Origin of the sequence: Sphingobacterium spiritivorum, assembly GCF_016724845.1 — a bacterium.
Lineage (GTDB): Bacteria > Bacteroidota > Bacteroidia > Sphingobacteriales > Sphingobacteriaceae > Sphingobacterium > Sphingobacterium spiritivorum_A.
In genome coordinates this window covers 1,658,406-1,672,234 of sequence record NZ_CP068082.1, presented here as the reverse complement: position 1 = coordinate 1,672,234, position 13,829 = coordinate 1,658,406, and the positions used below count along the sequence as shown (strand labels likewise).

The following is a 13,829-nucleotide window of genomic DNA, read 5'->3' as shown; positions in this document are numbered from 1 at the left end:
TTTATTGTAATAAACCTTAATAAATACCTAAATTAGTGACAGATAATTTTTGAATAAATGGGTAGTATTTCCAAAATCGCTCAACAGGCAATGATGCAGCCTCAGGAGGCATTAATGACTGTTGGCAAATCAAAAAACAGTCTTACAATCGGCATTCCGAAAGAAGTGTCCTTTCAGGAGAACAGGATTGCCTTGACTCCGCTGTCTGTTGCGTTATTAATTGAGAACGGACATAAGGTCATTTTAGAATCTAATGCCGGTGCAGGATCTAATTTTTTAGACCAGCATTATAGTGAGCAGGGGGCATTGATCGTGTATAGCAGCGAGGAAGTGTATAAGGCCGATCTGATCATTAAAGTTGCCAGTCCGACCTTAGAAGAGGTCAGTCTGATGAAAACAGGGCAGGTATTGTTTTCCTCCCAGCAGCCATCTATGATGGATTTGGCTGTATTACAATCCCTGATCAAAAAGAAAGTCACAGCATTATCCTATGAGTATCTGCAGGATGAAGGATGTCATCTGACAGTGGTTCGTGCAATGAGTGAGATTGTAGGGGCTACAGCCGTACTTATAGCCGCAGAGTATCTTAGTAATGTATTTGACGGAAAGGGACTTATGCTTGGAGGAGTTACCGGTGTCCCGCCTACAGAAATGGTTATTATCGGAGCAGGTACTGTAGGTGAATTTGCAGCACGTACAGCAATTGCGCTTGGGGCGCAGGTCAAGGTATTTGACAGTTCTGTATACCGTCTCAGACGACTGCAGAATAACGTAGGCAGCAGAGTATTTACTTCAGTCATCCAGCCCATCGTATTGAATAAGGCGGTACGGTCCTGTGATGTCGTTATTGGCGCATTAAGGGCTGTAAATGGTCGCTCACCCTGTATAATCTCGGAAGAGACCGTTTCGCAAATGAAGCCCAATTCCGTACTGATTGATGTGAGTATCGATCAGGGAGGATGTTTTGAAACTTCAGAAGTGACCAGCCATGATAAACCTGTTTTTCGTAAATATGATGTGATTCATTATTGCGTGCCCAATATCGCTTCCAGAGTGGCCCGTACAGCTACGTATGCACTTACCAATATTTTTTCGCCGATCTTACTTCAGATTGGTGAAGCAGGAGGGATGAACAAAATGATCTGGGCCAATCAGGGAATACGCAGTGCCATATATCTGTATCAGGGCAACCTGACCAATAAGGATATGGCCAATAAATTTAATCTTCCTGCCAAAGATCTGGATCTTATTATTGTTTCCAATCTGTAAGTCTATGAAAATCTTAATTGTAATAAATCTTGTATTGATGATTGCTTTGCGTGCTGTAGCCCAGGAAAAGATTCCCCTTTATCCGGAAGGAATTCCAAACAGTAAAGGAGAAAATAGTGAAGAGTATCAAAAAAATATTCCTGAATTATTTATCTATAAGCCTACTGTGGCAGATAAACATGTAGGAATATTAGTTATACCCGGAGGAGGATATGCCCATGTAGCGATCGGGCATGAGGGGCATGATGTGGCTCGTGAATTAAATAAAAACGGCTATACAGCTTTTGTGTTAAAATATCGGTTACCCAGCGATCAGATTATGAAAGATAAGAAGATCGGGCCCCTGCAGGATGCACAGCGCGCTATGCAGCTGATCCGGGAGAACCAACAAGTATTGGGAGTTGACATTCGCAAACTCGGTGTAATGGGTTTTTCTGCAGGAGGTCATTTAGCTTCTACATTATCCACGCATTACAGAAAAGCATATATTGCCAATGACCTGAATACCGATCTCAGACCGGATTTTTCGATTCTGTGTTACCCTGTGATCTCTATGGATACCACTATTACACATGCCGGTTCCCGCAAAAATCTGCTTGGGCCAAATCCTGGGAAAGAAGATGAGATTTTATTTTCAAATGAACTTCAGGTTGATAAAAATACAGCTCCAGCCTTTCTGATGAGTGCAAAAGATGATAAAGCTGTGCCAGTTGAAAATATGTACCGTTATCAGCGGGCATTACAAAAATATAAGATTCCCAATGAAGTGTTTACCTATGAAAATGGTGGACATGGATTCGGACTGAACAACAAAACAAGTGAAGTAAAGTGGTTGGCACCTTGTCTGACCTGGCTGGAAAAATTAAAATAACATGAAACAACTTGTCCTATTATTGATATTGACAATATCTGTCCCTGTATTCGGACAGGAATGGAAAGTAAAGATTGGAGAGCAAACTCCCGTTTTTGAATGGAAGGATAAAAAGGAAGAACGGAAAGACATAAGTATGCTCAAAGGCAAAGTTGTTCTGATCAATTTTTTTGCTACCTGGTGCCCACCTTGCAGACAGGAATTGCCCAGAGTCGAAAACGAAATATGGGCTAAGTACAAATCCCGGGCGGATTTTTCCTTATTGGTATTTGCCAGAGAAGAAGGTTGGGATAAGATAAACCCTTTTATGAGCAAACAGCAATATACGTTTCCTGTTTTTCCGGATCTGAAAAGAGAAATATTTTCCAAATATGCAGATACAGGGATTCCGCGTAATGTTATCCTGAATAAAAAAGGAGAAGTAGTGTATCAGTCAATCGGCTATACCGAAGATGAGTTTAGACATCTGCTGACTGTCCTGGAATCTGAATTAGCCAAATAAAATCAGAAGCTGATATACTTGTCAATGGAGATATCAACCGATGCTCCTAAATCCTATGAGGAGAAAAAAATTATTAATTTTTAGGCAACAAAGAGCTCTACTCTAATGCTTCTGGAAAAATAAAACACCTATTTTAATTGTAGTTATATGAGAAAAAAATATGCAATGAAAGGACTTAAAGACTACTTCTCAATGACTTTTTACAATGTGGAAGAAAAGGCTATTTCCAGAGTTTGTATACGGTACCAAAAAGGCTATTGATTGAGTGAATGCAAAGGGGTACAGTGTAGGCACGCTATGTTATAGGAATGTGTTCTAGTAAAAAAAATCGAATAACTAATTTTGTTTAATTTTATTTAAAATTATTTAATTCTTTTTAAAAAAATATTTATATTTAACCAATTATATAAACTTAATAGATTTTAAATTATGAAAAAGACTATTTTTTATTAAAAACAACTCTTCAATTTGTCGCAGTTTGTTTATTTTTTATGGCTTGCCAAAAGGATGTAGACAATTCTGTAGATATAGTTGCAAACGAAATTTCTTTTAAGTCTGGAAGCAAAATATCACTGCTACAAGAATCTTTAAAAGCAGGTATATATCAGATTGATGCCGAATTATATGATAATAAAATTATATATACCACAAAAATTGCACACACTTCAATGTTAAATGGAAATAAAGTGGATTTTTCAAACTTTGCTATTGAATTAAGTAATGGTAAATTGATCTTAGATAATGACTATTCAATTTTTCGAGTTGATGGTGATTTGTTTTTGAGCACACCTCTCTATAGTGGTTTCATGAAAGATGGTAACGATGATAAACTTATAGACACTAAAACGGCAGCTCTGATTCTATTTTATAATGAAATATCGGAAAATTCGAAAAATATTGAAAAGAAAACATACTCAGTATTTTTAAATCAATTTGATAAAGAAGTTCAAAATATTACATCAAAATCTACCCTTAAAAAAGCTGGAATTCCGTTCATTACTCGAGGATGTGGAATGAACCATGCCATAAAATTCGGTTTTAGCGCCTCATCTGCGGAATTATCTCTCAAAACTGAATTACGTGAAACTAGGTTTTATGAAGGATGTGTTGTTGTAACACCTATAGAGGTATCTTGTTATACTGACAAATACATATGTGTAGCCACACAAACGTTCTATTGTAAAACTTGCTAAAATAAATATAAAAATGAATACTCTATTTATTAATATTGGTTTTATAGAATCAACGATATTAATCGTAATATTTGTAGCAACTCTTATTAGTGCTCTTTATCTCATCATAAATAACGAAAAAGGTGCCACAAGGATTTTATGGATGTTTTTTGTTTTTATTGCCCCGATATTAGGTCCAATAGTTTATATTATTTCTTATTTTCTATCAGGTGTAAATAAAAAAAATAATTATCAGCAGTAGAAAGTGAGGCTTTATCATAAATGAAAATTACGATTGAAATCAGAATTAAATTTTTTCTCTTTTCATGTAGGCTAATAAAGCTTCAAAATTTTATTTGGTACCAAGTTGGTAAAATAGACTTTTGATACAGTTTCTTTCGTAGAAGGCTTCAAAGTCGTGGTTGGATTTTCGCAAAAACGCTAATAAACCCGCAAGCGATTCAACGCATTATTGAGATTTGCCTTTTCAAACTTGAACGGTAAAAAATTATCCGATGCAATCAAAGATAGTTACAAAGGGGAAACTGCAATTCACAAAGATGCTGTAAAATTCATTCTTATAGTTATTACCAGAAATCATGAAGAAACTTGCCAATGAAACTATTTTCGAATTAACAAAATAATCAGAAGCTGATATACTTGTCAATGGAGATATCAACCGCTGCTCCTTTTTCGATAGAGGAAATAGGATAATCAATCAGGTGGAGAGATACGTGCTCATTGCCCACAGTGAGTTCATTATAGAATCCTCTGAAGCGAATATCTTTAACCTTCAGCAAACCGGAAGTATTGCTTTTGACTTTGATCCATTCCTGATGGATGGCAATTTGCTGTGTCGTCTGAATACCTATTGCATTCGCCTGTTCCGGAGACAGAAGATTACTCTTAGCCAGCAATTGTGCTGTATACGAATGTGTGGGATTATAATATAATTCTTCAGGGCTTCCCTGATCAACAATTTTACCCTTTTTCATCACCATCAGTCTGTCTGATAGCGAAAGTACTTCTGCAGGGTCATGGGAAATCAGGATAACGGTAAGGCCTGTCTCTTTTACAATCTGCCTGATATCCTGCTGCAGATTATCTCTGAAAGCGGCATCTACCTGATTGAACGGTTCATCCATTAACAGCACCTCCGGTTCATTGATCAGGGCTCTCGAAATAGCTACTCTTTGCTTTTCACCACCGCTAAGATCCGCTACCCGCTGATTCGCAAGATGTGCAATGTTCAGTTTTTCGAGCACTTGCTGTGTTTTATCCTGCTTGCGTTGAAGATTGGTGTTGGAAAGTTGCGAAGCAACATTATCCCATACTTTAGCATACAGATTAAGATCATCGAAACCCTGCGAGACCAATTTCATAGCCGGATGCCCCGGTATTAATTTGTCCTTTCGTGTGGGTACAAGCCATCCCCGGTAACGTATAGATCCGGACTGCGGTTCCAGTAGCCCGTAGATCAGCTTAAGCAATGTACTTTTTCCGCTTCCCGACTCCCCGATAATGGAAGTGATCGCACCTTCATTAACACTGAAGTTGACGTGATCTACAGCAATTATCTTTTCTTTGTTCTCGAAAACACAGGACACATTTTCCCCATATACCAAAGGTAGTCCGGGCTGTTGTACGTCTGAGGGAATAAATTGACAGGATGAAAGCTCTTGCATAAAATAAAAGTGTCGAATTTTAATTTAAAATTCGACACAAAATTACGTTTTATTTATGGGGTAATCAATTATAGGAACAAGGTTAAGCCAAATGTGAAGTTATTAAGACCTTTCTGATTCGGACTGTTTTCAAAGACATCATTGAAATAATACTTAGTGAAAAAGCCTACGTCCCGGAATCCGGCTCTTACGAAAGCACCATACTGAAAGGATTGAAGATTGTAATCATCACGGAATTTTTGTTTTCCGTTTTCTTCACTTTTCAGGCGTTGAGATCCTTTCAATAATACTCCTCCTATAGGTCCAAATGCTAATTTAAGTCTGTCCCCGTTAGCCATTTTTCTACTTCTCAGCTCAAATGTCAATGGAATACGGAGATAAGTAGATGTTAGTCTGTTTTTTTCAATATTCACCTCATTTCTATCCAGTATTTCATAATCCAGAGGAGTCGTATTTTTTTTCAATATCACGTTTTCTTTGAGTCGTGTGTAATTCCACTCAAAACCTGTAGAAATATACATTCTGAAATTATCATTCATCCGCACACCGAACTGGGCAACATCAAATCCGAAATTAGTTGTCTTTCCTTTTTTATAGTTCAGGAACTGGTTGTCATCCGATAGCGTAAAACTGCCATTGTCTATCATTCTGGAAAATCCCCAGTCTACACGTGCGAATGTAATACCGTAAAAAGTTCTGGGATATACAATATGCGATTCTTTATCACCTTTTCCTAAGGTATACGAATGCTTGTGTGTTTTAGCTGACGGGCGTGCCTCTTCTGTCTTTGTGGAATCTGCTTCCTGTGCATGTGCCTGCATGCCTGAAAATAAAAGCAGGCAACTAATGGTTAATATATGGATTGGTTTCATATGCTGTATAATTTATTGTTATTGTTTATTTTTCTTTCTGTTTTTGGTAATATATTGAATACTCAGAGATCCTTCTTCATCTGTATCAAAGTGTAGTTTTTTACCATCCGATCGGTCTGCCTTTCCGATCAGTGAATTGAGGATCGTTCCGATACCGAATGTTTTCTGCTTCTCCGGTTCATGGCTTGCCATCATTGTTTCTTCTACTTCCGGACTCTCGATTAATGCCTTAAGAGGCGGTACATCGGTAACACTTGTTGTCAGGTCAGGTAATGAAATATTGCTCGGTACGGTATCCATCTGCTGAAGATTCAATGCCAGCAGATGAGTGCTTTCATTAGTTGTACTTATTTCTATCTGCTGCGGGCGCTCAGCAACCTCTCCTGGTATATCTCCCTTTTTTTTACTTGACTTCTCCTGTACGAATGCGAATCTTTCATTATCCTTTTTCTCTGTCAGAATCGGGTCTGATGGTATGGATTCAACATCCTTACTCCATTCTTTGTCCTGAGGAGGTGTTGCATGATGTTCGGTCAGGTGTTCCGACTCTTGTTCACCCTGTTGAAAATACCAGGTAGAGAATATTCCTGTCGCCACGATTGCGGCTGCAGCTGTCCATTTCCAAAGCGGATAAATACTTGTTTTTTTGATTGTAACTTCTTCTTTTGGCAGCTGTTGTTCAATCTTGTCCCAGATGTCGGGACTTGGTGTTGATTCTGCATTTTCAAGCTGCTCCCTGAAGAGTTTATCCAGTTCTTTATCTGTCATCTTTCTGTTTCCTCCAGTTTTTGCAGTTTATCTTTAAGCCATGTACGTGCTCTTGATAGCTGCGATTTTGAATTTCCTTCACTTATATGGAGAGATTTTGCAATCTCATGATGTGTGTAACCCTCTATGGCGTAAAGATTGAAGACCGTTCTGTAACCCACAGGTAGCTGCTTGACTAGCTGCATAAGATCCTGATAGGCGGATTGATCCGTTCCGATAGAACTCTTTAGCATATGTGCCTGGAGATTTTCATCAATGTCACAGAAGCTAACTTTGTTTTTTCGATGAATCTCTATAGCTGTATTTACCATTACCCGTCGGATCCATCCTTCTAATGATCCTCTTTCGTCAAAGAGGTGATGTTTGGCAAATACTTTTATAAATCCAGTCTGTAACATATCTTCAGCTTCCAGAGTGTCTACGGCGTAGCGTATACATACAGCATACATTCTGGGAGCAAAGTGTTGATAGAGCAATGATTGCGACTTTCGGTCCCCCGTTTTACATTTTTTCCATACTTCATCAATGTCATGTTGTTTCAAGGTTTTTATCGGTTTGTTATAAAGAAGACGTGGATTAGGATTAAAGGGTTGCGTCAGGATATAAAAAAATCAGGAAATTAATTTAATAACCTGATTCTTAATGTTTTATTTTACCTCAATGCTGCGGATATATTCGTCGATGGCCGCTATATGTATAGCTCTGGCATCTTCCGGCAGCAGATTGGGTATCTTTTCAGGCCATTCGATAAAGCAGTAATCGCCGGAATAAAAGTATTCCTCATATCCCATATCGAAGGCTTCCTGTTCATCTTTTATTCTGTAGAAATCAAAATGATATACATTGCCTTGCGGGTAGCTGTATTGGTTTACAATAGAAAAGGTCGGACTGGAAGTGCTGTCCGTGACACCGAGTTGCTCGCAGATAGCTTTTACAAAAGTTGTTTTGCCGGCCCCCATACTTCCATACAAAAGAAACACCCGGGTATCAGCAAATGCAGAAAGTATTTGGCTGGCAGCTCCGGGTAATTCAGATAAGTTTTGAACATGCAATTTCATGTTTCAAAAATACTTATTTGGACGAATACGTTGCAAACGGGATAATCATTTCCTCCAAAGAAATACCTCCATGCTGGAATGTACCATGAAAATAATTGACAAACTGATTGTAATTGTTCGGATATACAAAGTAGATGTCCTCTTTTGCAAATACAAAAGTTGAGCTTACATGCAACTTTGGTAATTGAGCATCGTGTGGATTTTTGATCACGAATACATCTTTGTCCTGGTAATTAAGGTTTTTCCCCTGTTTGTATCTCAGGTTGGTGTTGGTATTACGGTCGCCGATTATTTTACTTGGTTTTTTGACCCTGATTGTTCCGTGATCTGTCGTGATAATCACCCTTACATTGCGTTGGGATAACCATTTCAGTGTCTCCAGCAAGGGAGAGTGTTCAAACCAGGAAAGCGTCAGAGAGCGGTATGCCGCTTCATCATTGGCCAGTTCGCGGATCATAGCCATATCTGTACGTGCATGGGAAAGCATATCAACAAAGTTGTAGACCAATACGTTCAGGTCATTTTGCATGAGGTTGTTGACATTTTCATAAATATCTTTCCCCTGCTCCAATGTTAGTATCTTATGATAGGAATGTTTGATCTCCCGACGGTAAAGTCTTTTTATCTGATCTGCCAGAAATTTGTCTTCGTGCAGATTTTTCCCGCCTTCGTCTTCGTCATTCTGCCACAGATCAGGGAATCTCTTTTCCATTTCCAGAGGTGTTAATCCACTGAAAATAGCATTTCGTGCATACTGGGTAGCTGTTGGCAGGATGCTAAGGTAATGATCTTCTTCATCCAGACGGAAATAATCCGTAATAATATCGTTAATGATCTTCCATTGATCATACCGCAGGTTGTCAATCAGAAAAAAGAAAGTCGGTTTGTTTTCCTGCATTCCGGGAAATACTTTTTTCTTAAACAGCTGATGTGAGAACACCGGGCCTTCATCCGGATTTTTGATCCAGTTGATGTAGTTTTTCTCAATAAATTTTGAAAATAACGCATTTGCCTCGGATTTCTGCATCGTCAGAATTTCATGCATATTGGAATCTTCCAGTTTTTCAAGAGAAAGTTCCCAGTAGATCAGTTTTTTATACACATCTGTCCATTGGTGTACATCCAGATTATCATTGAGGATCATACCGAGATTACGGAAATCCTGCTGATACGCCATAGATGTCTTTTCACTCACCAGTCTTTTATTTTCTGTGAACTTTTTGATGGTCAGAAGTATCTGTTTCGGGTTGACCGGTTTGATCAGATAATCATCAATCTTACTTCCGATAGCATCTTCCATAAGGTGCTCCTCTTCATTCTTTGTGACAAGTACGGTGGGGATGGACGGATTGATAGACTTTAATATGGCCAATGTTTCTAATCCGGTAAGTCCTGGCATGTTTTCATCGAGAAAGACCAGATCGAAAGGCTCATTCCTGAAAGCCTCGACAGCATCGTGACCATTGTTGACTGTCTTTACCTTGTAATCCTTTTCTTCTAATAACAGAATATGGGGTTTCAGAAATTCAATTTCATCATCTGCCCAAAGTATATGTGTTTTTTGCATGAGAATTTTCTTAATTGATAATCACAAATCGAATACATAGGATTCTGTGAAGGATTCAAATTACTCCAAATGTATGTAGAATATAATCAAAATTATAACAATCGATTTGTCATAGAGTTACGAACTTACCGCTTTTGGGACTTTATTTGTTGTTTTTTAACATTTCTTAACGGGCAACTCCGTATCTTTGCACTATCTTAGCTTCGTAAGATAATAGTATCTACCTCTTCCTTAATATATATCGGAGATGGTTAATTTTATTTCGCTCAGATTATTTTTTAAATAAATATATACGTGCAATCTACATTGAATAAGAGAAAAATAGTCAACGATCCGGTTTACGGATTTGTTACCATTCCTTCGGGATGTGTATTTGACCTTATTCAGCATCCTTATTTTCAAAGACTGCGCTATATTAAGCAGGTGAGTATGACTCATCTGGTCTATCCGGGAGCGTTACATACACGTTTTCAGCATGCTATAGGAGCTATGCACCTGATGTCTCTGGCTATAGATACATTAAGGAGTAAAGAAGTCCGGATCTCTCTGGAAGAAGAAGAGGCCGCTTTGGTCGCGATCTTATTACATGATATCGGACACGGACCTTTTTCCCATTCTCTGGAACATACTATTATAGAAGGTGTGTCCCATGAGATGCTTTCTTCTTTGTTGATGGACAGGATGAATGATGAATTTGGATGTAAACTGGACCTTGCGATTACTATTTTCAATAATAAATACGAAAGAAAGTTTTTTCATCAGCTTGTTTCCAGTCAGCTGGATACCGACCGCATGGATTATCTGAACAGGGATAGTTTCTTTACAGGGGTTTCAGAAGGAGTCATCTCTTTTGACAGGATTATCAAAATGCTGAATGTGCATAATGATGAACTGGTCGTCGAACTGAAAGGTATTTATTCGGTAGAGAAGTTTTTGATTGCAAGAAGGCTTATGTACTGGCAGGTATACCTGCACAAAACAGTTATCGGTGCAGAGCAAATGCTTATTAAAGCATTGAAAAGAGCGAAGGCTTTAAGTGATCAGGGTGCTGACTTGTTTGCTACACCGGCATTCTCTCATTTTCTGAAGAACAGAATCACAAAAGATAATTTTTTACTGGACGAGTCACATTTACAGTGGTTTACTCGTTTGGATGATACAGATATTATGTCGGCTATTAAAACTTGGGCTGATCATGAAGATAAAATCTTAAGTATGCTGTGCCGCAAATTGATGGCCAGAGATCTGTTCAGGACGGTTATGAGCAATGAGCCTTTTTCAGAACAGGCTGTAGAAGCGGTGAATCAGGCCGTAATCGATTACTTCGGAATTACACAAGATGAACTGGAGTATTTTGTCTTTATACAGGAAGTGGAGAATAGTGCATACAGCCCTTCACAGGGAGGAATAAAGATTGTAGATAAACAAGGAGAACTAAAAGATATAACAGAGGCATCAGATCTTTCAAATTTGGAAGCTTTGGCCCGGAAAGTACGAAAATTCGCTATTTCATACCCAAAAGAGGTTGGATATCCCCGGATAAAGTAAAAACTTAAAGAAAAATTAACAAAAAGGCATACATTTGTACAATGCAATTTTCTGCGCAACAAATAGCAACATTATTAAAAGGCAATATCGAAGGTAATCCGGATGTTGTGGTGAGCCAGTTGGCCAAAATTGAAGAGGCGCAGTCAGGCGATCTTTCCTTTTTAGCGAACCCAAAGTACGAAAACTTTATCTATACGACAAATGCTTCTATCGTTATTGTAAATGCTGATTTTACGCCGTTAAGCGAAGTTTCCTGCACGTTGATACGCGTCAGGAATGCTTATTCCTCTTTTTCGGAGTTATTGTCCTACTATAATATGATGAAACAGGATCGTTCAGGAAGAGAAGAACCTGTTTTTGTACATGATTCCGCCAGCATTGGTGAGCATGAATATCTGGGCGCTTTTTCGTATATCGGAAAAGATACGACTTTAGGTAAACAAGTGAAAGTATATCCGCATGTATATATTGGTGATAATGTACAGATCGGTGATAATGTAACACTCTTTCCCGGAGTAAAAGTTTATTCAGACTGTGTTATCGGTAATAATGTAGTCATACATGCCGGTGTTGTGATCGGGAGTGACGGATTTGGTTTTGCCCCGCAGGAGGATGGTACGTATAGTAAGGTGCCTCAAATAGGTAATGTCATCATAGAAGATGACGTGGAGATCGGTGCTAATACAGTGATCGACCGGGCGACTATGGGATCTACTGTTATACGTCAGGGTGTTAAACTGGATAATCTGATTCAGATCGCTCATAATGTAGAGATCGGTAAGAATACCGTTATTGCTGCGCAGACCGGAGTATCAGGAAGTACCAAGTTGGGAGAACATGTTGTACTAGGCGGACAGGTTGGTGTGGTAGGACATATCACTATTGCAGACCGGTCGCAGGTGCAGGCACAGTCCGGTATCAATCGTTCAATTACTGTAGTTGGCAAAAAATGGGGAGGTTCACCAGCGACTCCTTATCAATCTCAATTGCGTTCACAGGTCATTTATGCAAGATTGCCCGAACTGGAAAAAAGAATTTCCGAGTTAGAGCAATTGCTGCAGATGCAAAATATAAAATAAACAAAAAGAAAACTCAATATTGCTTAATACAGAATGTTAGATATGAATGTAAAACAAAGAACCATTAAGTCTGAAGTTTCGATTTCAGGTGTTGGTTTGCATACTGGAAAATCTGTTACCCTTACGATCAAACCTGCTCCTGAGTACCATTGGTACAAATTCAGAAGAGTAGATGTCGAAGGGGCTCCCGTTATCGCTGTAGATGCGGATAATGTAACAGATACTTCTCGTGGTACCACCATTTCTCAGAATGGAGCTAGTGTCAGCACCATTGAGCATTTGATGGCCTCTTTGGTTGGTTTACAGATTGATAATGTTTTGATTGATATTGACGGACCTGAAGTACCTATTCTGGACGGAAGTTCTTCTCCGTTTGTCAAACTGTTTGAAGAAGTAGGTTTTCAGGAACAAGATGCTGACAGAGACTTTTATGAGATCAAATCTAATATCCATTACTCGGAAACAGATCGTAAGGTCGAGATTGTAGCAATGCCTCTGGATGGTTATCGTCTGACGTGTATGATAGACTTTAACTCTCCGGTTTTGGGCAGTCAGCACGCTTCTGTAAGTAATATTGGTGAATTTGTTAGAGAAATATCAGCTTCACGTACGTTCTGTTTTCTTCATGAGTTAGAGACACTGGTCAATCTTGGCCTTATTAAAGGTGGTGATCTGTCCAATGCAATCGTGATTGTAGACAAAGACGTCGATAAAGAAGAGCTGGATAAGCTTGCGCATTTATTTAACCGTGATGATATCGATGTAGCGAATGAAGGTATCCTGAATAATATTCAACTTCGCTATCAGAACGAGCCTGCCCGTCATAAACTTCTGGATATGATCGGTGACCTGGCTTTGGTAGGACGTCCTCTGAAAGGTCATATTATGGCAGCACGTCCCGGACATGCCGCTAATGTTGCTTTTGCGAAAAAGATCAGAGCCGTTATTAATAAAGAGAAAAACCGTAAACATGTAAAGGTTTACGACCCGAATATGACGCCTGTATATGATACAGTGCAGATTATGAATATATTACCCCATCGTCAGCCGTTTTTGATGGTGGATAAAATTCTGGAATTGACAGAAAACCATGTTGTAGGGCTTAAGAATGTAACTATGAACGAAGATTTGTTTATGGGACATTTTCCGGGATCACCTGTATTTCCGGGTGTTCTGCAGATTGAAGCTATGGCACAGACAGGAGGGATCCTTGTATTAAATACGGTTCCTGATCCTGAAAACTGGTTGACACTGTTCCTGAAAATTGAAAATGCAAGATTCAAAAACCAGGTTGCTCCCGGTGATACCATTATTTTCCGTTGTGACCTTATGGAACCGATACGAAGAGGTATAGCGCGCATGAAGGGCATAGGAATGGTAGGAGAGAAAATTGTTAGTGAGGCAGAGCTAATGGCTCAAATTGTAAAAGTAAAGTAAG

General features: G+C 38.8%; 14 protein-coding genes. 8 read left to right on the top strand and 6 right to left on the bottom strand.

Going from position 1 to position 13,829, the window contains the following annotated elements; genetic code table 11:
* Window positions 1-57: 57 nt before the first annotated feature.
* The 5 genes from I6J03_RS06980 (at window position 58) to I6J03_RS22900 (ending at window position 4,076) form a co-directional block, all read left to right on the top strand.
* On the top strand, window positions 58-1,269 hold the full coding sequence (locus tag I6J03_RS06980; protein WP_003008730.1) for an alanine dehydrogenase: 1,212 nt from the start codon (window positions 58-60) through the stop codon (window positions 1,267-1,269).
* Window positions 1,270-1,273: 4 nt separating this feature from the next.
* Window positions 1,274-2,140 carry an alpha/beta hydrolase gene (locus tag I6J03_RS06975; protein ID WP_003008729.1) on the top strand — a complete coding sequence of 289 codons (867 nt, stop codon included), beginning with the start codon at window positions 1,274-1,276 and terminating at the stop codon, window positions 2,138-2,140.
* A 1-nt stretch (window position 2,141) separates the two neighbouring features.
* Complete coding sequence (locus tag I6J03_RS06970) at window positions 2,142-2,642, top strand: TlpA family protein disulfide reductase (RefSeq protein ID WP_003008727.1); 501 nt, start codon at window positions 2,142-2,144, stop codon at window positions 2,640-2,642.
* Between the two features lie 491 nt (window positions 2,643-3,133).
* Entirely contained in the window at window positions 3,134-3,835 is a 702-nt protein-coding gene (locus I6J03_RS06965; protein WP_003008725.1) for a hypothetical protein, read from the top strand.
* Between the two features lie 13 nt (window positions 3,836-3,848).
* Window positions 3,849-4,076, top strand: a complete 228-nt coding sequence (locus I6J03_RS22900) for a PLDc N-terminal domain-containing protein (RefSeq protein WP_003008723.1) — start codon at window positions 3,849-3,851, stop codon at window positions 4,074-4,076.
* A 382-nt stretch (window positions 4,077-4,458) separates the two neighbouring features.
* Here the strand turns inward: I6J03_RS22900 and I6J03_RS06955 are convergent, their stop codons facing one another.
* From I6J03_RS06955 to porX, 6 genes are all read right to left on the bottom strand, one after another.
* A complete protein-coding gene (locus I6J03_RS06955; protein ID WP_003008721.1) occupies window positions 4,459-5,499 on the bottom strand; it encodes an ABC transporter ATP-binding protein in 1,041 nt (346 codons plus the stop codon).
* 68 nt (window positions 5,500-5,567) lie between these two features.
* Window positions 5,568-6,371 carry a PorT family protein gene (locus I6J03_RS06950; protein WP_232279749.1) on the bottom strand — a complete coding sequence of 268 codons (804 nt, stop codon included), beginning with the start codon at window positions 6,369-6,371 and terminating at the stop codon, window positions 5,568-5,570.
* An 18-nt stretch (window positions 6,372-6,389) separates the two neighbouring features.
* Window positions 6,390-7,139 carry a hypothetical protein gene (locus I6J03_RS06945; RefSeq protein ID WP_003008717.1) on the bottom strand — a complete coding sequence of 250 codons (750 nt, stop codon included), beginning with the start codon at window positions 7,137-7,139 and terminating at the stop codon, window positions 6,390-6,392.
* Window positions 7,136-7,681 carry an RNA polymerase sigma factor gene (locus I6J03_RS06940; protein WP_002997682.1) on the bottom strand — a complete coding sequence of 182 codons (546 nt, stop codon included), beginning with the start codon at window positions 7,679-7,681 and terminating at the stop codon, window positions 7,136-7,138. The genes I6J03_RS06945 and I6J03_RS06940 overlap by 4 nt, the downstream gene beginning before the upstream one ends.
* A gap of 105 nt (window positions 7,682-7,786) precedes the next feature.
* Window positions 7,787-8,197, bottom strand: a complete 411-nt coding sequence (tsaE, locus tag I6J03_RS06935; RefSeq protein WP_003008716.1) for a tRNA (adenosine(37)-N6)-threonylcarbamoyltransferase complex ATPase subunit type 1 TsaE — start codon at window positions 8,195-8,197, stop codon at window positions 7,787-7,789.
* A 13-nt stretch (window positions 8,198-8,210) separates the two neighbouring features.
* Window positions 8,211-9,764, bottom strand: coding sequence for a T9SS response regulator signal transducer PorX (porX, locus tag I6J03_RS22940; protein ID WP_003008714.1), 1,554 nt, complete (start codon window positions 9,762-9,764; stop codon window positions 8,211-8,213).
* A 294-nt stretch (window positions 9,765-10,058) separates the two neighbouring features.
* Here porX and I6J03_RS06925 point away from each other — a divergent pair, with 294 nt between their 5' ends.
* The 3 genes from I6J03_RS06925 to I6J03_RS06915 are packed head-to-tail and all read left to right on the top strand — an operon-like array spanning window position 10,059 to window position 13,828.
* Window positions 10,059-11,312: an HD domain-containing protein gene (locus I6J03_RS06925; RefSeq protein WP_003008712.1), complete on the top strand. Its 1,254-nt coding sequence runs from the start codon at window positions 10,059-10,061 to the stop codon at window positions 11,310-11,312.
* 41 nt (window positions 11,313-11,353) lie between these two features.
* Entirely contained in the window at window positions 11,354-12,391 is a 1,038-nt protein-coding gene (gene lpxD / locus I6J03_RS06920; RefSeq protein WP_003008710.1) for a UDP-3-O-(3-hydroxymyristoyl)glucosamine N-acyltransferase, read from the top strand.
* A 42-nt stretch (window positions 12,392-12,433) separates the two neighbouring features.
* The gene (locus I6J03_RS06915) at window positions 12,434-13,828 is read left to right on the top strand and encodes a bifunctional UDP-3-O-[3-hydroxymyristoyl] N-acetylglucosamine deacetylase/3-hydroxyacyl-ACP dehydratase (RefSeq protein ID WP_198137119.1); all 1,395 of its coding nucleotides are present in this window, start codon (window positions 12,434-12,436) and stop codon (window positions 13,826-13,828) included.
* The last annotated feature ends 1 nt before the right edge of the window (window position 13,829 follow it).